Below are 20,305 nucleotides of genomic sequence, written 5' to 3'. Positions count from 1 at the left end.
TTACAGCATGATCGACTGCGCCTCGGCCACCCGGCGTTCGGCGACGGTCGCGCAGGCCGGCCGTGCCTGGCATTCCGCCAGCCAGCCCTTCAGCGCCGGGTAGGGATCGAAGACGCCCGGATGAAGCTGCGCATAGCGCAGGCATTCGGCGACGTTGATGTCGGCCACGGTGAAGCGGTTGCCGACCATGTGACCGGCCTTGGCCAGATGCGCCTCGATCACGGCGAGCGGGCGCTTCAGCTTGTCCACCGCCCCCGCGATGATGGCGCGGCCCACCGGCGTGTCCTGCTGGCCGGTGCGGTATTGCAGCGTGATCTCCAGCGCCGGCGGCTCGATGCTGGTCGCGGCGTAGAAGGACCACATGGTCATCTGCGCCTCTTCCGCCAGATCGACCGGGGCGAGCGGCCCGCCATACTTGCGTGCGAGGTAGCCGTTGATGGCGAGGGATTCGTGCAGGATCAGGTCGCCGTCCTGCAGCGTCGGGATGAAGCCGGCCGGGCTGATCTTCAGGAATTCGGCAGAGCCGGTGTTCAGCCGGGCGCCGGGGGCGTCGGGCGATTCCAGCCGGTTCTTCTGGATCACCGGCACATGCTGGAAGTCGAGCCCCAGCTCTTCGATCAGCCAGAGCGTGCGGCTCGCGCGGGAATTGTAGATGCCGTAGAGGGTGATCATGGACGGCTCCTGTCCGGAAGAGGATCGGTGGGGGGAAGGTGGCGCGCAGAGGTGACAGCGCATGGCTAGCGCGGTCGCTTGCGCGGGAAAAGGGGGATCGCGCGGGGTGCGCCGTCGGAGGGTGGCGTGACCGGCGGGGACGCGCGGGAATGTGCGCAGGCCGGGTCGCGCCGGGCCTTGACCGCCGCGCCCCGCCGCCGCACGACAGGGCCATGACCCGCCCTGTCCGCCGCCTGATCCCGTGCCCGCCGCTTGCCGCCCTTCTGCCGCTGGCGGCCGTCCTGCCGCTGGCCCTTGCCGGGCCGGCCGCGGCGCATCCGCATCTGTTCGTCGATACCGGGGTCGAGGCGATTTTCGATGGCGACGGCCGGCTGGCGGCTGTGCGCCTGACCTGGATCTATGACGAGTTCACCACGATGTCGGCCATCGCCGATGGCGGCTATGACCGCGATGGCGACGGCGCGCTGTCACAGGCCGAGATGCAGCCCCTGCAGGGCTTCGACATGGAATGGGGCGCGGATTTCCTCGGCGATTTCGAGGTCGAGCGCGCGGGCGAGACGATCCCGCTGGTCCCCGGGCCGCAGGACTGGACCTCGGCCTGGAAGGACGGACACCTGATGTCCACCCATGTCCGCCGGCTGGTGGAGCCGCTGGACCCGGCAACGGGGCCGATCCTGCTGAAACCCTACGATCCGGGCTATTACACCGACTATTCCATCGTGGCGCAGTCGGTCAGCGGCCGCGCGGATTGCAGCGCGACCCTGGTGGAACCGGACGAGGACGCGGGCCTGCGGGCGCTGGCGGCGGAGCTTGACAAGTTCGACGCGACGAAGTCGCTGGACGAGATGGGATACATGATGATCGGCGAAAGTTTTTCCGGCGCCGTGCAGGTCACCTGCCCATGAGCGGGGGCGGGCCGCAGGACAGGCCACAGGACAGGCTGCAGCCGGGGCGGCTTGCCGGGCTGGCGGTCGCACTGGCGGCCGCGCTGCTGGCGCTGGCCTGGGGGACGGGCCTGCTGCACGCGCTGCAGGCCGATGCGGTGGCGGGCCAGCGCTGGGCGCAGAATGCGCTGGCGGGGGCGATCCGCGGCATCAAGGCCGGCGAGCCCGGCGCCTTCACCGCGCTGCTGGCGCTGGCCTTCGGCTATGGCGTGTTCCACGCGGCGGGGCCGGGGCATGGCAAGCTGCTGGTCGGCAGCTACGGGCTGGCGGCGGGGGTCAGCCTGCGGCGGCTGGCGGCGATCTCGGTCCTGTCGAGCCTCGCCCAGTCCACGGTGGCGGTGGCGATGGTGATGGGCGGGCTGCAGCTTTTCGGCTGGACGCGCGACCGGATGGTGGGCGCGGCAGACGGCCAGCTTGCCGTGGCGGGGCATCTGGCGGCGGCGGCGGTGGGGCTGTGGCTAATGTGGCGCGGCGCGCGCGGGTTGTGGCGCCAGCGGGGCATGGCGGCGGAGGGGCCGGACCATCGTCACGGCCATGACCACCATCACCACGACCACGGGCACGACCACCACGACCACGACCATGGGCACGGCCATGGGACCGCCTGCGGCCGCGGCCATGCCCATGGCCCGACGCCGGATCAGCTGGCGCGCGCGGGCAACTGGCGCGAGGTGGCGCTGCTGGTCGGCGGCATCGCGATCCGGCCCTGTTCCGGGGCGCTGATCCTGCTGATCCTGACCTGGCAACTGGGCATTCCGGGGGCGGGGATCGCCGCCACCTATGCGATGGGGGTGGGCACTGCGCTCGTCACCTCGGGCGTGGCGGTGGGGGCCGGGCTGATGCGGGCGGGCGCGCGGACCTCGCTGGCCGGCGGGCGGCTCGCCGCGCTGCTGCCCGGGCTGGAACTGGTCCTGGGCGCGCTGGTCCTGCTGGTGGCGCTGCAACTGGCCGCGGCGGTCTGACGCCGGCGGCCTGATGCCAGCGGCCGGGGTCCCGCCGCGCCTCTGGCGGGGGCGCGGCGGCTGGGATATGGGCAGGGCATGACCCCCCTTGCCACATCACCGGCCGTTCCTGCGATGCGCGCCCTGTCCTGGCGGGCGCATCTGCGCGCGCTGGTGGTCCTGGGCCTGCCGCTGGTGGGCAGCAACCTCGCGCAGATGTCGCTGCATGTCACCGATACGGTGATGCTTGGCTGGTACGGGGTGGACGCGCTGGCCGCCGTGGTGCTGGGCGCGTCGTTCTTCTTCATGGTGTTCATCCTCGGGTCGGGCTTCGGCGTGGCAGCGATGGGCATGGTCGCCGCCGCCGTCGGCCGCGGGGACGAGGTGCAGGTGCGCCGCGATGTGCGGATGGGCCTGTGGCTGTCCACGCTGTTCGGCATCTGCACGCTGCCGCTGTTCTGGTGGTCCGCGCCGATCCTGCGCGTGCTCGGGCAGGACGAGGCGCTGTCGGCGCTGGCGCAATCCTATCTGCGGATCGTCGGCTGGGGGATGGTGCCCGCGCTGCTGATCATGGTGCTGAAAAGCTTCCTGTCGGCGATGGAGCGGGCGGGGATCGTGCTGTGGGCGACGCTCGGCGCGGCACTCGGCAACGGCCTGCTGAACTGGATGCTGATCTTCGGCAACTGGGGCGCCCCGGAACTGGGCGTGCGGGGGGCGGCGCTGGCCAGCCTTGGCGCGCAGGCGGTGTCGCTGGCGGTGCTGGCCGCCTATGCCGGCTGGCATCCGGCGCTGCGCCGCTTTCGCATCTTCGCGCGGCTGTGGCGGCCCGACTGGCCCGCCTTCGGACAGCTGGCCCGGCTGGGGATGCCGGTCGGGCTGACCGGGCTGGCCGAGGGCAGTCTGTTCACCGCCGCGGCACTGATGATGGGCTGGATCGGCACGGTGGAACTGGCTGCGCATGGCATCGCGCTCGAGGCGGCCTCGCTGGCCTTCATGGTCCATCTGGGCATCGCCAGCGCCGCGACCGTGCGTGTCGGCCGGGCCGAGGGCGAGGGCGACCGCGAGGGCATGCGCCGCGCCGCGCTGGCCGCGATCGCGCTGTCGGTGATCTTCGGGCTGGGGGTCACGGCGCTGTTCCTCGTCGCCGCCGGGCCCATCGTCGGGCTGTTCCTCGACGAGGCCAATCCCGCCGCGCCCGACATCCTCGCCTTCGGCATCACCCTGCTAGCGGTGGCGGCGCTGTTCCAGATGTTCGACGCGCTGCAATGCATGGCGCTCGGGCTGTTGCGCGGGGTGCGGGACACGGCGGTGCCGATGGGGCTGGCCACGATCAGCTATTGGGCCGTGGGCATTCCGGCCAGCTTCGTTCTGGGCTTCCCGCTGGGGCTGGGCGGCGTGGGGCTGTGGCTGGGGCTGGTCGTGGGGCTGGCGCTGGCGGCGGCGCTGCTGATGGCGCGGTTCTGGCTGCGGCAGTTCCCCCGGGTGGCCTGAGCGGGGAAGGGCGCCCGCCGGGGTATTCCCGGGGGCGCCCCTTGTCAGAACTGCCAATTGGCGGGCACCCAGGCATAGCCGCTGTCGGTGCGCAGGATGTGCCCGAGGCCGGGGAAGGGGAAATGGAAGCCCAGGACCAGCATCCGCTCGGCCGCCGCCCGGTCGAAGATGCGCTGGCGCGAGGCGGCGGCGGTCTCCTTGTCCCGGTCGGGGCCGGGGCGCCAGGGTTCGTCGATATTGACCACCGGGTGATAGGCCAGATCGGCGGTCAGCAGCAGCTGCTCGCCGCCCGAATGGACGAGGAAGGCCACCATGCCGGGCGTGTGGCCCTCGGCCGGAACGGTCGCGAGGCCCGGCACCAGCTCGGCCCCCGCCTGATACAGCTCGACATCCTGCCGGTAGGGTTCGACGCTGGCCTTGATGTTCGCGCCGAAGCGGTCGCGGAAATCCTGTGGCACCGGCATGTAGGACAGATCGGGATCGGATTCGACGAAGAAGGCCCAGTCCGGCTGCGGCACCATCACCGTGGCGCGCGGGAAGGCGCGGGTGCCGTCGGCGGCACGCAGGTTGCCGACATGGTCGGGATGGGTGTGGGAGATGACGATGACGTCGATGTCATCGGCCGTCAGGCCCAGTGCCTCGAGATGCCGGAACAGGCGGCCGCCGTCCGGCCCCATGGTCGCACCGGCCCCCGCCTCCAGCAGGACGCGGCGCCCGTCGATTTCCAGAAGCAGGGTGTTGAGGTTCAGGGTCAGGCGGTCGGCGGGCAGGAAGGCGCGGCGCAGGACCTCTTCCAGTTCCGCCTCGGGCGCATCGCCGGCATAGACGGTGGGCGGGCCGCCGATATTGCCGTCCGACACGACGGTCGCGGCGATGTCGCCGATGCGGAACCGGTAGATGCCGCTGTTCCACTCCGTCTGCGGGGTGCCCGCCTGCGCCCGGGCCGCGGGGATGGCCCCGGGCATGAGCAGCGCGCCCGAGGCGCCGGCGGCGGCAGTCAGCATGATCCTGCGTCGATTGATCGTGAGCATCTCGATCCTTCCTTTCCGGGTCAGGAGCACGGTCTTCCGGCTCAGGAGGTGAGATGACATCGAAGCGTCGTTGGTATAACCCGGACAGAGTCGATCAAGCTGTTCGGAAAAAGCGAGCAATGGCGCCTGTCCGTCTGGATCACCTCGAAACCTTCGCCCTTGTGGTGCGCGCGGGCGGGTTCCGCGCCGCCGCGCGGGAACGCGGCGTCGCCTCCTCCGTCGTCAGCCAGACCATCGCGACGCTGGAGCGGGCGGTGGGGCTGCGCCTTCTGAACCGGACCACGCGCAGCGTGGCGCCGACGGAGGCGGGGCAACGGCTGCTGTCGCGGCTCGACGTGGCGCTGGCCGACATCCGCCTTGCGCTGGCCGAGATCGACCAGCTGCGGGACCGGCCATCCGGGACGCTGCGCATCAACGCGCCCGCGCCGGCGGTGGAGCATGTGCTTTGCCCGCTCGCCTTCGACTTCATGGCCGAATATCCGGAGGTGCAGGTCGAATTCGTCAGCGACGCGGCCATCGTCGATATCGTCGCCGAGGGGTATGACGCCGGGGTCCGGTTCGGCGAGCATCTGGCGCAGGACATGATCGCCGTGCCGCTGGGACAGCCGCTGCGCTATGCCATCGTCGCGGCGCCGGCCTATCTGGCGGCAAGGGGGACGCCGGCAGAGCCGGGCGATCTGGTGGGCCATGCCTGCATCCGCCGCCGCTATCCCGGCGGCACCCTGGCCGAATGGCTGTTCGAGAAGGACGGCCGGATCGTCGAGATCGAGCCGGAAGGCCGCCTCACGCTCAATTCCGCGCATCAGGAGCTGCAGGCGGCGCTGGCGGGGCAGGGGCTCGCCCATGTGTTCGAGGATTACGCCCGGACAGCCATCGGGGAGGGCCGGCTGGTCGAGGTTCTGGCGGACTGGAGCCCGCGCCTGCCGAGCTGGTATCTCTACTATCCGAACCGCCGGCACAGCAGCGCGGCGATGCAGGCCTTCCTCGCCTTCGTCCGCCGGTCCAGCCGGCAGGCGGGGGCGCCGCCTGACCCGGGCTGCGGAAGGTGACGCGACCGCAACACCAGGGCAGCCGGCTTAAATCGCAAAAAGCTATACTATTATACTTAACGCTTGTGCCGATGGCAGGCTTGTGTGAAGACTGGCCGCATTCAGCAGAGGCATGACCCCGGGGAAGACCGTGATGAACCTGGAAACGCTTTCGGTGTCCGTCGCCGACTACATCGCAACGGTGACGATCGACCGTCCACCCGTGAACGCCCAGAACAACAAGCTGCGCGACGAGATGCAGCTTGTCATGGACAGCCTCGGCGACCGGACCGATGTGCGCGCCATCGTGCTGACCGGCGCGGGCAAGGCGTTCTCGGCCGGGGCCGATCTGGCCGAGCGCCCGACGCAGGAGCTGGGGGTCTACACGGCGCATAACCGGCGGGTGAGGGCGAGTTTCGACTGCATCCTGGAATGCCCCAAGCCCGTGATCGCAGCCGTCAACGGCCCGGCCATCGGGGCCGGCTGCGTGACGGCGCTGTGCTGCGACATCCTCGTGTTTTCGGAAAAGGGCTATCTTCAGATGACCGAGGTCACTGTCGGCCTTGCCGGCGGCGTGTCCCATGTCCGGCGCCACCTGAGCGAATCCGACGCGCGGCTGATGTTGTTCACGGCGCGGCGGATCTACGGGCCGGACCTGTTGCGCATGGGGGTGGCCTCGGCCTGCACCGCGCCCGAGGACCTTCTGGAAACGGCCATGGGCATCGCCCGCGACATCGCCAGGGCCAGCCCCTCGGCCGTTCGCGCCGCCAAGGCCTCGTTCCAGGTCACGGAGGGACAGTCGGTCTACGAGGGCTACCGGTTCGAGCAGGGCCAGACCAAGGCCCTGTCCACCTCGGAGGACAGCGCCGAGGCGATGGCCGCCTTCCGCGAGAAGCGGGCGCCGGTCTTCAAGCCGTGACCGCCGGGCCATGACCCGCCTGCCGCCGATCGCCGTGCCGGGGCGCGTGCCGCCGGAACCGGCTGGCGGGACATGGTCGCGCAGGACCGGACCGTCCGCCTCGAGGTGGGGCGGCTTGGCCCCCTGACCTTGGGGATGGATGCAGATGGCGACAGTATCCGTGACCGGACCGCGGCGGCGCGGGACAGGCGACAGGCCCCCGCGCCCGGTGTCAGCCCTCCCTGTCCGCCAGTCCGGCAATCCAGTCCGCCAGAGCCCGGGCCACGGCCTCCGGCTGCTCCGGCAACAGCGCGTGTCCGGCGCCCCCGATCACCACGCACTCGGCCTTCGGGCCGATCGTCCGGCGCAGCGCGGCCAGTTCGGGCGGCGGCGAGATGACATCCTCGGTCGCGCCGACATAGAGCGTCGGGTGCCGGTCGGCGGAGCGGATCCAGTCCTGGTCGCGGGTCTGGCCCGCCGCACGGCGTTGTTCCGCGGCGACCTCCGGCCACCAGCCGTCCAGCCAAACCGAGGCGTCGGAGCCCGCGGCGAAGTAGACCTTCCGCAGATGCCCGAGGCGTTCCCCGTCCGGCAGCGACATGTCGAAGCTGGCCGAGATCGAGGCCTTGACGGGTTCCGGCACGGTATTGGTCACGATCGCGGCCACCAGCGCCACGGCGCGGGTCAGGTCGGGCCGGTCATGCGCCAGCATCCGCGCGACCCAGTTGCCGGCGGCGTGGCCTACCAGAACGGCAGGGGAAGCCGCCTCGGCCTCGAGGATCGCGGCAATATCGGCGGCCATGTCGTGCAGGGTGTCGCCCGGGCGGAGCGGCGTGGACCCCCCGATGCCGCGCGGTTCCGGCAGGATGAGGCGCAGCCCCGCCCGCAGGAGCGACGGCAGCAGAAGGTCGAAATCCTCGGTCCCGCGTCCGAGGGACGGGATCAGCACGACCGCCGGCCCCTCGTCGCCGCAGATGCGATAGCGGATCTCGCCGCCGTCGCGGGTCGGGCGCCGTGCACCGGGGTCGCGGGCGGTTTCGGGTCCGGGGGGGCTGGGTTCCATGGGTGCGACCTGCGATTGTTCATGACAGAGGAAGGGCTGCCAGCGTGGCGAGCCAAAGGAGGGTTTGATGAAACTGGCAGTCATCGGTGCCGGAGCGATCGGAGGCTGGCTCACCTCGGGCTTCGTCGAGGCCGGCGCCACGGCGACGGTTCTGGCACGGGGCGCGACGCTGGCGGCATTGCGGACGTCCGGTCTTGCCCTTGACGACGGCACATCCCTTCGCCGGTACGACGTCGCGGCCACGGATGATCCGGCCGACCTGCGGGACGCGGATGTCCTGCTGCTGGGGCTCAAGGCGCATGACCTGCCCCGGCTGGCGCCGCTCATCGACGCGGCCCTGGGACCGCGGACGACGGTCGTGGCCGCGATCAACGGTCTGCCTTGGTGGTTTTTCGAGGCGTTCGGCGGGCCGGCGCAGGGCCTGCACCTCGATGCGGTCGATCCGGACGGCGTTCTGGCGCGGCTGATGCCCGCCGGCCGCGTCGTGGGCGCGGTGATCCATGCGGCAAGCCTGGTCGAGGCGCCGGGGCGCATCCGTCTGGTGGCGGCGAACAGCGTGCTGCTGGGGGACGCCGCCGACGGCGGTCTTGCATCCGACATCGCCCGGCACCTCGCCGCCGGCGGCATCCCGGCCAGCGCGACCGACGCGATCCATCGCGCGGTCTGGAGCAAGTTGTGGGGCAATTCCAACATGAACCCGCTGTCGGCCCTGTGCCGGGCGGACCTGGCGACGATGCTGGACGACGAGGGGGTGCGCGGTCTTGCCCTTACGATGATGCGCGAGATGTCCACGGTGGGCGCGCGGATCGGGCTGACCGGGTTCGACGATGTCGAGGCGCGAATCGAGACCACGCGCAAGCTGGGGACGTTTCGGACCTCGATGCTGCAGGATGTCGATGCCGGGCGCGCGCTGGAGCTGGACCCGATCCTCGGCGCGCTGGTCGAGCTGGCGCGGAAGCTCGAGGTGCCGACGCCAGTCATGGACGGCGTCCATGGGCTGGCGCGGCTGCTGGACCAGAGCCTGTCGGGACCGCGCCCGTAAGGGGCGGGCGAGGGGGCTCACGTCTCGAAGAAGGGCGTTTCGAGACCCCTCGGCCCCCGCAGGAGGAAATCGAACCCATAGGTCTGCACGCCGTCGACCTCGCCGAGATCGCGCAGGATCAGCATGTGCCGCAGATCTTCGGGAAGTGTGGTCAGCACCGGATCCTGCGCATTCTCCTCGGGGAATTCGGGGAAGAACAGCGTGGTTTCCACCGTGCGCATGAGGCCGATCCCCATGACGATGATGTTCAGGTGCGGCGCGCGCTTCCGGCCATCCTCGACATAGGGGCCGGGCCGGACGGAGCGGAAGTCGTAGACGCCCTCGATGGTCGACCAGGCCCGTCCCCATCCCAGGAAATCCGGGTCGGCCTTGTCGGCCTCGGGGTCCTCGGGATGGCGGAACCGGCCGGCGGCATCCGCCTGCCAAAGCTCGAGGATCGCGTTGGCGACCGGGTCGCCGCCCTCTTTCCGGACCGTCCCGGTCAGGACGAAGGGCGTGCCCTTGCCGGTCGGCTCGGCATCGGCGGACAGGCGGGTCAGGTCGTTGTCGCCGGGCCGGAAGTAGTCCGCCGGGAAGAACGGACCGATGGTGTGCTGCGACAGGGGGATGCGGCGCATGTGCTGTAGGTCTTCCATCATGCTTCCGGAGTGGCGTTGCGTCCGCGCAGGACGATGTCATGGTGAAACCCGAGATGGTCGACACCCACCTCGGCAGGGTGCAGCTGTCTGGCCACCAGACGCTGGCGGGCCGCCGGATCGCCGATCGACTGAAGGATGCGGTCCCAGTCGTTCAGCGGGTCGCCCGGGAAATACATCTGGGTCACCAGCCGCGACAGGGTGCTGGGTCCCAGCACCGAGAAATGGATATGCGGCGGGCGCCACCACGTGTCCTTGACCGGGACCGGGTAGGCCCCCGGCTTGATCGTCAGGAAGCGATAGGTGCCGCTCTCGTCCGATCTGACGCGACCGTGGCCGAGAAAATTCGGATCGAGCGGCGCCGCGCGCTGGTCGAGCGCATGGGTGTAGCGGCCGGCGGCGTTCGCCTGCCACAATTCGACGATGGCGTTGGCGACCGGGCGCCCGTCCTCGTCGAGGATGCGGCCGGTGACCTCCATCAGCAGGCCCTGCGCCAGCTTTCCGGTCGTGCTGAGGGCGAGGTTGCTGTCCCCGCAATGCAGCTTGCGCCACAGGTCGGCCGGACCCGTCACCTCGGTGCGCGTCAGCGGCCGGCGATAGGCGGGCTGCGATGGCGTATGCGTCCAGGTGTTCGTATAGCCTTCGATCGGAACGGTGGGCTGCACGCCCTCCGGCCAGGGGTCATACATCCGCCTGCGTGTATCGTTTCTCACGCGCTGGTCTCCTTCCCTCGGATTTCGACGGCTGGCACGCTTGTGCGACATGCCAGGCCACGGCTGCGCCTCCCGCCTGCAAGAAAAATAATAAGCTACCTTTATAGCTTATTGTCAAGCAGACTCCTGCGGGCGAGGTGGCGGAATCCCCGGGTCCGGAGTCCGGCACAGCGGCCCGTGACCGGCGCGCGCGACGAAAAATGACGTTGCGCTATATTAAAAAGATAGCTATATGATTTTTTAACGACCGGACCAGTCTGCCGCGGCTCCTTGGGCGCGGCAAGCTGCTTCGGCGCAAGGCCAATCGCCACGGGAGGGGGGAATGGTTTCACGCATCCTGATTGCAGTTGCGGGCCGCGCGGTGGCGGCCGGTCCTGCGCGGGGCGGGGCCGCCGAACAGCCAGGCGCAGAGCAGACCACATAGGGCTCACCCGTTCGCCCGCCGGAATCAGCCGACGATACCCGGCCGCAATCACCAGGAGGAAGCAAATGTCATCATTCACCCCGTCGCGCCGTCTGGTGCTCGCAGGGCTGGGGGCTGCAATCGCAACCCCTGCGATCGTCGGGCGTGCGTCCGCCGCAGAAGTCACCCTGCGCCTGCACCACTTCCTGCCGCCGGTCGCGCCGATGCACGCGCAGTTCTTCGAACCCTGGGCGGCGGAGCTAGCCGCGGCATCGGAAGGTGCCATCGAGGTTCAGCTTTTCCCGGCCATGCAGATGGGCGGCAAGCCCCCGCAACTTGTCGAACAGGTCAAGAAGGGCATCGTCGACATCGCCTGGGCGCTGCCGACCTATACGCCGGGCCGCTATCCGGTGGCCGAGACCATGGGCCTGCCGTTCCTGGCCAAGCATGCCGAAGAAACCTCGGTCGCGTTGCACAGGCTGATGGACGAGTTCGGCGGCGACGAATTCGCCGGCATGAAGCCGCTCGCCTTCTGGAGCCACGATGGCGGCAAGCTGCACATGCGCGACAACCCCGTTCGCTCTGCCAGCGATCTGGCGGGCAAGAAGATCCGCAGCCCGAATGCCGGCATGGGCGACCTGCTCGCGTCGCTGGGCGCAGAACCGGTGTTCTTCCCGGTGACCGAGATGGTCGTCGGCCTCAGCAACGGCGTCATCGACGGTTGCTGCCTTCCCTATGAGGTCGTGCCGCCGTTCAAGCTGCAGGAACTGACGAAGTTTTCCAGCGAGGCAGCCCCCGGCGCCCGCGGCCTCTATGCCAATACCAACGTTCTGCTGATGAACGCGGCCAGCTACGAAGGGCTTTCCGACGATCTGCGCGGCGTGATCGATGCCAATTCCGGCATCGAGCTGTCGCGCCGCATCGGCAAGACCTACGACGCCTTCGAGGCCGTCGGCCGCGACATGGTCGAAAAGCAGGGCAACGAGATCGTTGAAATCCCGGCCGAGGAAATCGCCAGATGGTCCGAGGCTGCCCTGCCGGTCTATGCCGCCTGGGAAGCCAAGCTGAACGACGCGGGCCATGACGGGGCGGCGATCCTGGCGCGGGCGAATGCGCTCCTGGATCAGGGCGCGTAAATGTCCAGCTGGGCAGCGATATGGCCTCGGCAGGGGGTGGGGCATCCCCCCTTGCTGACCTGGATGGACAGGCTGGCCAGGATACTTGCCGCGCTTGGCGGTGCCGTGGTGTTCGGCGTGGCGCTGACGGTCACCGTCTCGGTCGTGATGCGTGTTCTGGGCCTGCAGGGCGTTCGCGGCGACTTCGAACTGGTCGAGATGTCCTGCGTCTGGGCGGCCGGCCTGTTTCTGCCGCTGTGCCAGTTGAAGCGCGGCCATGTGATGGTCGACCTGTTCACGAACTGGCTCGCCTATCGCGTCCGCGCCGTTATCGACTGGATCTGGCTGATCGGCTTCGCACTGGCCTGGGCGGCGCTGTGCTATTTCACGGTCCACGGCCTCGCGGAAATCCGGGCGTATGGAGACCAGACGATGCTGCTGTCGATTCCGGTTTGGTGGGCCTATGTGCCGTCGGTCCTGGGAACCGGCGCAGCAAGCCTGATTGCCTTCGCGCAGGCGACGCTGCTCCCGCGGGAAGCGGTAAGCGAGGTTGGACACTGACCATGGATCCGACTCTCGTCGCAGGCATTCTCGTCCTGCTCCTCCTCGCAGCAATTGTCCTGCGCGCACCGATCGGACTGGCCATGGGCGCCGTCGGTGCGATCGGCTACATCCTGTTGTCCAGTTCCTCGAGTCTGCAGGCCTATGTGTCCACGGGCTGGACCGACAAGTTCCTGTCCTACGATCTGGCAATCGTGCCCCTGTTCATCCTCATGGGGCATTTGGCGACCCATACCGGCATTTCGACGGCCTTGTTCGCAGCCTCGAACGCGTGGATCGGGCATTGGCGCGGCGGCCTTGCCATGGCCGCGGTCGCAGGTTGCGCCATGTTCGGATCCATTTCCGGCTCGTCCATCGCCACCGCATCGACCATGGCAAAGGTCGCCTTGCCCGAAATGCGCAAGCACCATTACAGCGGTGCGCTGTCGTCCGGCGCGCTGGCGGCGGGCGGCACGCTGGGCATCCTGATCCCGCCCTCGATCGTGCTGATCATCTATGCGCTGCTGACCGAGCAGAACATCGTCAAGCTGTTCCTTGCGGCCACGGTCCCCGCCGTGCTGGCGGTCCTGGGCTTCATCATCGCCATCGCGATCTATGTGCGGGTCTTCGCCGACGCCGCCCCCTTGCAGGAGCGGGCGAGCCTGCAGACCCGGCTGCGCAGCCTGGGCAGCATCTGGCATATCGTCGGCATCTTCGTCGTCGTTCTGGGCGGGATCTACGGGGGCTTCTTCACGCCGGCCGAGGGGGCATCCATCGGTGTGGTGCTGATTGCCGTCGTGGGCGTGTTCACGCGCACCCTGTCACTGGACGCATTGATCGAAAGCCTGGTCGAGACGGCGGCGACCAGCGCGATGATCTTCGTCATCCTGTTCGGCGCCGACATCTTCAATGTCGCGATGGCCCTGTCCCGCGTGCCGACGACCCTGGCGGACTGGTTCACGGCCGCAGAGATCGCGCCGACGACCGTCCTGCTGCTGATCGTGGCCTTCTACCTCGTCATGGGCTGCGTGATGGACAGCCTGTCGATGATCGTGCTCACGGTGCCGGTGTTCTTTCCGACGATGATGAGCCTCGATTTCGGCCTTCTGCCCGAACAGCAGGCGCTCTGGTTCGGGATCCTGACGCTCGTGGTCGTGGAGTTGGGAATGATAACCCCGCCCGTCGGTCTGAACCTGTTCATCATTTCCGCGATCGCCAAGGAGATCCCGACCTCGGCGATCTTCCGCGGAACCGTGCCGTTCATCGCGTCGGAATTCGTCCGCATCGGGCTGCTGATCGCCTTTCCCGCGCTGAGCTTCTGGCTCGTCGATGTCTGGTCCGGCTAGGGCAGGACAAGGGAGGTCCGGCGATAGCGAGGCGATGAAAGGCCCCGGAGCGGAAGCTCCGTCAATACCCGGGAGGATGTCAGAATGTCAGGCAGATCGCGTTTGTGGAGGACCCTGTGAACCCGCCGATGAAGATCACGCTGCTCGGGACGGGCACCCCCATGCCCGACCTCCACAAGTTCGGCACGAGCACGCTGATCGAGGCGGGCGGGCTGCGCGTCCTGCTCGATTGCGGCCGCGGCGCCGTGGTGCGACTCGCGCAGATCGGCGTTCCGGCCGGCAGCATCGATGCGGTGCTGATCTCCCATTTCCACTCCGACCATTACGCGGCGCTGCCCGATCTTGTCATGACCGGCGCGATCCCCGCCCCCTGGGGCGCGCGCCGCAGGCGGCTTCGCGTCGTCGGTCCCGAGGGCGTGCGCGAGGTCGTGGACGGGCTGTGGGCCTTCATGAGCGGCGACCGGACCATCCGTGTGGCCGACAGGAGATCGACCCCGACCTGCAGCGCGTCGATGTCGGCGTCATTTCCGAAGGCGTCGTCTTCGACGAGAACGGGTTGCGCATCATCGCCTTCGAGGTCGATCACGGGGATTTCGTGAAGCCGGCCTTCGGGTATCGGGTCGAATACGGGGGGCATGTCTTCGTTCACAGCCATGACACCCGCTACAGCGAGAACCTCGTCCGGCACGCCGAAGGCGCGGATGTGCTGGTTCACGAGGTCGCCATGGCGCGCGCCGAAGTGATGGCACGGGACCCGCATGTGCGCACGGTTCTGGAACACCACATCACCCCGCGCGAGGTGGGCCGGGTGTTCGCGCAGATCCGGCCCAAGGCCGCGATCCTGACCCATGTGGTCCTGAAGGCGCCCGAGCCGCCTAGCCTCGGCGAGGTGCTGGACGAGGTCGGGCTGGAATATGATGGGCCCGTTCTGGTGGCCCGCGACCTGACCGTCATCCGCTTTGGCGCGTCTGTCGCGATCTTTTCGGGGGAGACGGCGCGCGGGTGATCGCGCGCCGGTTCGGCTTTTCGTCGCCGGCGCGATCCGGCTTTAGGGAGGAACACTCATGAAGACAACCGCCACACTCGCCGCCGCCGCCCTGGCCTCGTTCGCCGGCTTCGCGGTCCATGCCCAGACCATGACGGCCGAGGGCTCCAATCCGGGCAGTTCGCCCCTGACCACCATCATGACCCTGGCCGAGCTTGCCAGTGCCGCGGGCATCGCGGATTTCCAGGTGCAGGACGGGCAGACGCTGACCGACTCGCTCGTCAATGTGGCCCGGGGCACGACCGACGTGGCCCCCGTGCCGCTGATCGCGCCGTTCCTTCTGTCGCGGGGCGCAGGTCCCTATGCCTCGATCGGGGCCGAAGGCGGGACCGAGCTGGTCGGCAAGGTCTCGGCGCTCTTCACGGTCAGTCTCGGCGCGATGGGCCTGTATGCCTACAACAGCTCGGGCGTGTCGGGCTGGGACAGCCTCGAGGGCAAGCGGATCATCAACGGGCCGCCCTCCGGCGGTGCCCTGGCCAACGCCCGGGCGATGATCCAGATCATCGCCGGACTGGAAGACGGCAAGGGTTATGAAGGCGTGCAGTCGAACTGGGGGCAGATGTCGCAGTTCATCGCGGACGGGTCGGGCGACGGCATGGTGCTGCCGATCTATTTCCCCGACGACCGCCTGACCCAGGCCGCGGCTGCGGGGGCCATGACGCTCTATTCCGTGCCCCGGGAGGCATATGAGAGCGAACCGTTCCAGAAGTACCTTGCCAGCCCCGGCACCGTCGGTTTCGAGATTCCGGTGTCCGAGCTTCCCCGGCAGGAAGGCGTGACCATCCAGTCGGAGGATGAGATCTGGCGCGGCCCGGCAACGGCAGGGGCCGTCGTGGTGAATTCGGAGATGGATTTCGACACGGCCAAGGCCCTGACGGCGCTGTTCCTGGACAACCTCGAGACCTTCGAGACCAAGGCGCCCTACATGCGCTATGTCCTGCTGGGCGCCATCGATGCGGAAGACACCGGCATGTGCGGCCCGAACCCGATCAAGTATCACCCGGGCGCGGTCGCCGCGTGGGAAGAGGCCGGATACACGGTCCCGGACTGCGCAAAGCCCTGATCCCGACCCGATCCCGACATCATCGCAGAAACCGGCGGTCGGCACATGACCGTCGGATTACGAAAAAGGCGCTCCCATGACTGCCTCAGCCTCATCCGCGGAAGTCGCGACCTCGTCTTTCACGATGCGCCTCGCCTACTGGTTGGCCTTCGCCTTTGTCGTGGTCGGGCTTTTCAACGCCATGCCGGGCATACCGGGGCTCGACGCCCTGGTGGCCGACCTGACCGGCCAGACCGCGATCCGCATCCGCCGCTTCCCCTACGAGTATTTCTACCCGGCCGCCTTCTTCGTGATGATGCTGATCGTGGCATTGCGCCAGGTGAACACCCGCAAGCGCGAGGGGCAGCGCAAGCCGCTGGCGCTGGCGCTTGACATCGCGCTGGTGGCGATGGCGGCTGCAGTGTCGCTCGCCTATCTGAACGAGATCCAGTCGGTCTGCCTTGCCGACCAGATCACCGGCGACCGGGCGCGGCTGATCGAGGAAGCCCTGCGGATCGAGAAGGAAAATGCCGCACTGTTCGGCATGCCCGAGCCCTCGACGGTCGATGATCCGCAATGCCTGAACACGCTGGGCGGCTGGCTCGTCCCCATCATCGGCATCGCGATTTCCGTGTTCCTCGCCTATGCGGTCAAGGTCTGGGGCCTGCCGCTGGTGATCGTGGCGATCGTGGTGGTGGGATGGACCTTCACCACCATCGGCGTGTGGTACTTCTTCGGCGCCGACGGCCTTAACAAGTATCTCGTGACCAAGCTGGGCGGCGAACCCCGCACGCTGGCGGATGGCTATTCGCGGGTCCACGACATCCTGACCAGCAATGCCTCGGGCCTGCTGGGGCGGTTCATGGCCATCGTCCTGAACGAGATCTTTCCCTATCTCATCCTCGGCGCGCTCTTCGGCGTGTCGGCCGGCGGCCAGTCGCTGATCAAGCTGGCCTTCCGCTGGACACGCTCGCTCCGCGGCGGTCCCGCGCATGCCGCGGTCGTGTCCTCGGCCATGTTCGGCACGATTTCGGGCGGGCCGGTCGTCAACGTGCTGTCCACCGGCGTGCTGACCATCCCGATGATGCTGAAGCGCGGCTTCTCGCGCACCTTCGCAGGCGGGATCGAGGCCGCGGCCTCGTCCGGCGGCGCGGTGATGCCGCCGGTGATGGGCGTGGCGGCCTTCATCCTGGCCTCGATGACGGCGGTGCCCTACCGCGACGTGATCGTCGCCGCGCTGATCCCCGCCATCGCCTATTTCTTCTGCCTGTTCCTCACGGTCGTCTTCCAGGCGCGCCGGCAGAACATCCAGGCGGTGGGCGAATTCACCGACGAGATGCACATGAGCCGCCAGGACATCCTGAACCTGGTCATGATCTTCGCGCCCATCGTCCTTATCACCGCCCTGCTTCTGACCCCGAAGGAAACCGTGGGCTGCGGTCTGCTCGGCACGCTTCTCGGCGCCGAGCGGACGGTCACCGGAGCCGGTTGCATCGCGCGGGACCTGCCCTGGGTGCTGCAACTCCTGCAGAACGCGGCCGGCGACGTCGGCGGGGCCGGATGGTGGGCGGTGCTGCTGCTGATGGGGTTGCTGTTCCTCGACCCGGCGATGCGGGCCGCGCCGCGCAAGCTGATCGACGCGCTGTCCGATGCGGGCGGCCTGATCGCGACGCTCTACCTGATGTTCCTCGTGGTGACGATCATCGACTTCAGCCTGAAGATGACCGGAATGCCCTTCTACATTTCGCTCGACGTGCTGCAGTGGCTCAACAGCCTCAACCTCGGCGAAGGGGGCGCGGGTTTCTTCCAGTTCCTGGCGCTGGCGGTGACGATGCTGCTGGCCATCCTGCTGGGCATGGGCATGCCCGCGGCGCCGGCCTTCATCAACGTATCGCTGCTGATGGGGCCGGTGCTGGCCGGACTGGGCGTGTCGCTCTTCACCGCGAACATGTTCATCTTCTACTTCGCCGCGGCCTCGGCCATCACGCCGCCGGTGGCGCTGGCGGCCTATGCCGCCGCCTCCATCACCAAGGCCGATCCGATCATGACCGGCCTGTCCGCAGTGCGCTCGGGGATCGTGATGTTCGTCATCCCGTTCATCTTCGCGGCCTATCCCGAGCTTCTGCTGATCCCGCAGGCCGTTCTCGATCCGCAGGCCAGCGGCATCGTCTATCTGCCGGGCTATGATGGTACGGTCGACGTCGTGAACCTGGTGCTGCTGATCCTGCGGCTCACCATCGCGCTCTACCTGCTGGCCAGCGCGCTCACCGCCTTCGACTTTGCCCGGCTGGGGGCATGGCAGGTGGCGCTGCGTCTGGCGCTGGCGGTGGGGATCATCCTGCATGACCCGGTGGTGCACGGTATCGCCACGGCGGCCGGACTGGCGGTGCTGGTGGCCCATTACCTGGGCGTCAGGGCCGGGGCGAGGCGGCTGGACCTGACGACCTGACAGGCGCGGATGACAGGCCGGGGCGGCGCGCGAACACGGTTCTCGCCGCGCCGCCCGTGGCACGGGCCGGCCCCGCGGGGTAGTCTGCCGGAGTGATCCCCTCGGGCCTGTCCCCGGGGCCATCGCTGCCCCGCGCGGCTGCCCCGGAACGGCCCCCGCCCGACGACAAGGAGTGACCGATGACCGACCGCCCCGATTTTCTCGTCATCATGACCGACCAGCACCGCTGGGACTGGCTCGGCTGCAATGGCCATCCCGTGGTGAAGACGCCGAATATCGACCGGCTTGCGGCGCGGGGTACCACGTTCGACCAGTATTTCGTCGCCTCGCCGGTCTGCATGCCGAACCGCGCGAGCTTCATGACCGGCCGGTTCCCGACGACCCACGGCCTGCGCTACAACGGCTGCCATCTTCCGGTGGAAGCCAATACCTTCGTCGATGTCCTGCGCGCGGCCGGCTACCGGACCGGGGCCATCGGCAAGTCCCACCTCCAGCCGATGATCGGGCGAAGACTTCCGCCCAGGGACGATGGCGGCCCGATCCCGGAAGCGTGGAAGATCGACGAGACTCTCTACGGGGAAGAGCAGCCGGGCCGGTATCAGGGCGAGGGGGGCTATGACATCCCGCTGCCCTATTACGGCTACGATCACGTCGACATGGTCACGGACCACGGCACCGAGGCCGGCGGACACTACCGCCAGTGGCTGCGTCGCACCTATCCCGATGTGGCCGACAACCCGATGCGCGGGCTGCCGCACGACTACACGGTGCGGCAGGCCCTGCGCCCCGACATGCCGGAAGAGGCGTATACCACGTTCTATATCCGGGATCGGGCGAGCCGGTATCTCAGGGATCAGGCGGGATCCGCGCAGCCGCTGTTCACCTTCGTGTCGTTCCCCGACCCCCATCACCCGTTCAACCCCCCGGGCCGCTATTGGGACATGTACAGCCCCGACCAGTTCGAGCTCGGCACGCGCTATGCCGATCACAGGTCGCCTCCCGTGCCGCTGGCAAGGCTCCACGACGCCTTCGAGGCCGGCACGCCGCCGGCCACCCGCACGTCCCCCTTCATCGCGTCGGAGCAGCATCTGCGCGAGGCGATGGCCCTGACGGCGGGAATGATCACCATGATCGACGATGCGGTGGGCGAGATCCTCGCCGCCCTGGAGGCATCGGGGCGGGCCGCGAACACGGTCGTGATCTTCACGTCGGACCATGGCGACTATCTCGGGGACAGCGACCTGCTCCTGAAGGGACCCTGGATGCGGGAATCGCTCAACAAGGTGCCGCTGATCTGGAGCGATCCGTCCGATCCGGACCCGCGCCCCCGCTGCGCCGCGCTGACATCGACGGTCGATATCGCGCCCTCGATCCTCGAACGGGCCGGGCTCATGCCCTATAACGGAATGCAGGGCCGGTCCTTCCTGCCCGTCCTCGGCGACCCGGCGGCAGAGCCGCGCCCGGATGTCCTGGTGGAGTTCAACGACAGCAGCGCGCGGCTGGGGTACCGCGCGCCTGCCCGGATCAGGACCCTCGTGACCGAGGACTGGACCCTGATCGTGCCGGCGGGCGAGGGCTGGGGCGAGCTCTACGACCGCAAGGCGGATCCGGAAAACACCGACAACCTCTGGGACAACCCGGATTTCACCGAGGTCCGGGCCCGGTTGACGGAACGTCTGCTGGATCGCGTGATCGCCCAGATGGACGAGAGTCCGAGGGCGCTCCACCCCGCCTGAGCCCCCGGTCGTGTCACTCGAGTTCGACGAGCAGGTCCTTTGCATCGACCTGGGTGCCCGGGGTGACGTGGAGGGCCTTGACGGTGGCGCTGCGGTCGGCGTGGATGCCGGTTTCCATCTTCATCGCCTCCAGCGTCAGCATCAGGTCGCCGGCACTGACCTTCTGCCCCA

The 20,305-nt window shown here is 68.6% G+C and carries 20 protein-coding genes; 14 read left to right on the top strand and 6 right to left on the bottom strand.

Translation table 11 applies throughout. The features are described from left to right. Positions 1-672 carry a glutathione S-transferase family protein gene (locus EEY80_RS18395; RefSeq protein WP_126979102.1) on the bottom strand — a complete coding sequence of 224 codons (672 nt, stop codon included), beginning with the start codon at positions 670-672 and terminating at the stop codon, positions 1-3. Positions 673-884: 212 nt separating this feature from the next. Between EEY80_RS18395 and EEY80_RS18390 the strand changes: the two genes are divergently transcribed. The 3 genes from EEY80_RS18390 to EEY80_RS18380 all read left to right on the top strand — a co-directional run bounded on the left by EEY80_RS18390 (position 885) and on the right by EEY80_RS18380 (position 4,048). Then, positions 885-1,577 carry a DUF1007 family protein gene (locus EEY80_RS18390; protein ID WP_164738318.1) on the top strand — a complete coding sequence of 231 codons (693 nt, stop codon included), beginning with the start codon at positions 885-887 and terminating at the stop codon, positions 1,575-1,577. Continuing rightward, the gene (locus tag EEY80_RS18385; RefSeq protein ID WP_126979099.1) at positions 1,574-2,578 is read left to right on the top strand and encodes a nickel/cobalt transporter; all 1,005 of its coding nucleotides are present in this window, start codon (positions 1,574-1,576) and stop codon (positions 2,576-2,578) included. Before EEY80_RS18390 ends, EEY80_RS18385 begins: the two co-directional genes overlap by 4 nt. A gap of 78 nt (positions 2,579-2,656) precedes the next feature. Continuing rightward, positions 2,657-4,048, top strand: coding sequence for an MATE family efflux transporter (locus EEY80_RS18380; RefSeq protein ID WP_235829908.1), 1,392 nt, complete (start codon positions 2,657-2,659; stop codon positions 4,046-4,048). A 44-nt stretch (positions 4,049-4,092) separates the two neighbouring features. Here the strand turns inward: EEY80_RS18380 and EEY80_RS18375 are convergent, their stop codons facing one another. Beyond that, the gene (locus EEY80_RS18375; RefSeq protein ID WP_205749156.1) at positions 4,093-5,079 is read right to left on the bottom strand and encodes an MBL fold metallo-hydrolase; all 987 of its coding nucleotides are present in this window, start codon (positions 5,077-5,079) and stop codon (positions 4,093-4,095) included. Positions 5,080-5,198: 119 nt separating this feature from the next. On the opposite strand from EEY80_RS18375, the gene EEY80_RS18370 reads away from it, so the two are divergent. Continuing rightward, complete coding sequence (locus EEY80_RS18370; RefSeq protein WP_126979097.1) at positions 5,199-6,128, top strand: LysR family transcriptional regulator; 930 nt, start codon at positions 5,199-5,201, stop codon at positions 6,126-6,128. Between the two features lie 133 nt (positions 6,129-6,261). Continuing rightward, the gene (locus EEY80_RS18365; protein ID WP_126979095.1) at positions 6,262-7,026 is read left to right on the top strand and encodes an enoyl-CoA hydratase/isomerase family protein; all 765 of its coding nucleotides are present in this window, start codon (positions 6,262-6,264) and stop codon (positions 7,024-7,026) included. A 211-nt stretch (positions 7,027-7,237) separates the two neighbouring features. Here the strand turns inward: EEY80_RS18365 and EEY80_RS18360 are convergent, their stop codons facing one another. Further along, positions 7,238-8,068 (bottom strand): alpha/beta fold hydrolase, encoded by an 831-nt coding sequence (locus EEY80_RS18360; protein WP_164738317.1) that lies wholly within the window; start codon positions 8,066-8,068, stop codon positions 7,238-7,240. Between the two features lie 67 nt (positions 8,069-8,135). Between EEY80_RS18360 and EEY80_RS18355 the strand changes: the two genes are divergently transcribed. Beyond that, positions 8,136-9,110, top strand: coding sequence for a ketopantoate reductase family protein (locus EEY80_RS18355; RefSeq protein ID WP_126979091.1), 975 nt, complete (start codon positions 8,136-8,138; stop codon positions 9,108-9,110). Between the two features lie 17 nt (positions 9,111-9,127). On the opposite strand, the gene pcaG is transcribed toward EEY80_RS18355, so the two are convergent. Together pcaG and EEY80_RS18345 are read right to left on the bottom strand one after the other, a co-directional pair. Further along, positions 9,128-9,745 carry a protocatechuate 3,4-dioxygenase subunit alpha gene (gene pcaG / locus EEY80_RS18350; RefSeq protein WP_164738316.1) on the bottom strand — a complete coding sequence of 206 codons (618 nt, stop codon included), beginning with the start codon at positions 9,743-9,745 and terminating at the stop codon, positions 9,128-9,130. Further along, positions 9,745-10,458 (bottom strand): dioxygenase family protein, encoded by a 714-nt coding sequence (locus EEY80_RS18345; RefSeq protein WP_164738315.1) that lies wholly within the window; start codon positions 10,456-10,458, stop codon positions 9,745-9,747. Before EEY80_RS18345 ends, pcaG begins: the two co-directional genes overlap by 1 nt. Positions 10,459-10,947: 489 nt before the next feature. On the opposite strand from EEY80_RS18345, the gene EEY80_RS18340 reads away from it, so the two are divergent. The 8 genes from EEY80_RS18340 to EEY80_RS18305 all read left to right on the top strand — a co-directional run bounded on the left by EEY80_RS18340 (position 10,948) and on the right by EEY80_RS18305 (position 20,134). Further along, on the top strand, positions 10,948-11,997 hold the full coding sequence (locus EEY80_RS18340) for a TRAP transporter substrate-binding protein (protein WP_126979086.1): 1,050 nt from the start codon (positions 10,948-10,950) through the stop codon (positions 11,995-11,997). A 51-nt stretch (positions 11,998-12,048) separates the two neighbouring features. Next, positions 12,049-12,537 (top strand): TRAP transporter small permease, encoded by a 489-nt coding sequence (locus tag EEY80_RS18335; protein WP_164738314.1) that lies wholly within the window; start codon positions 12,049-12,051, stop codon positions 12,535-12,537. Between the two features lie 2 nt (positions 12,538-12,539). Further along, on the top strand, positions 12,540-13,862 hold the full coding sequence (locus EEY80_RS18330) for a TRAP transporter large permease (RefSeq protein ID WP_126979082.1): 1,323 nt from the start codon (positions 12,540-12,542) through the stop codon (positions 13,860-13,862). Positions 13,863-13,990: 128 nt separating this feature from the next. Next, entirely contained in the window at positions 13,991-14,461 is a 471-nt protein-coding gene (locus EEY80_RS20635) for an MBL fold metallo-hydrolase (protein ID WP_126979079.1), read from the top strand. Next, positions 14,419-14,868 carry an MBL fold metallo-hydrolase gene (locus EEY80_RS20630; protein WP_164738313.1) on the top strand — a complete coding sequence of 150 codons (450 nt, stop codon included), beginning with the start codon at positions 14,419-14,421 and terminating at the stop codon, positions 14,866-14,868. The genes EEY80_RS20635 and EEY80_RS20630 overlap by 43 nt, the downstream gene beginning before the upstream one ends. A 58-nt stretch (positions 14,869-14,926) precedes the next feature. Continuing rightward, positions 14,927-15,970, top strand: a complete 1,044-nt coding sequence (locus EEY80_RS18315; RefSeq protein ID WP_126979077.1) for a TAXI family TRAP transporter solute-binding subunit — start codon at positions 14,927-14,929, stop codon at positions 15,968-15,970. A 76-nt stretch (positions 15,971-16,046) separates the two neighbouring features. After that, complete coding sequence (locus tag EEY80_RS18310) at positions 16,047-18,398, top strand: TRAP transporter permease (RefSeq protein ID WP_235829907.1); 2,352 nt, start codon at positions 16,047-16,049, stop codon at positions 18,396-18,398. Positions 18,399-18,577: 179 nt separating this feature from the next. Continuing rightward, on the top strand, positions 18,578-20,134 hold the full coding sequence (locus tag EEY80_RS18305; RefSeq protein WP_126979075.1) for a sulfatase family protein: 1,557 nt from the start codon (positions 18,578-18,580) through the stop codon (positions 20,132-20,134). Between the two features lie 13 nt (positions 20,135-20,147). Here the strand turns inward: EEY80_RS18305 and EEY80_RS20735 are convergent. Continuing rightward, positions 20,148-20,305, bottom strand: a 158-nt coding sequence (locus EEY80_RS20735) for a biotin/lipoyl-containing protein (RefSeq protein ID WP_164738312.1), incomplete at its 5' end; no start/stop codon positions are given.

The organism is Frigidibacter oleivorans (assembly GCF_003993775.1).
GTDB classification, from domain to species: Bacteria; Pseudomonadota; Alphaproteobacteria; order Rhodobacterales; family Rhodobacteraceae; genus Frigidibacter; species Frigidibacter oleivorans.
Note: the sequence above shows the minus strand (reverse complement) of the source record. Positions and strands in the feature narration are given on the sequence as shown.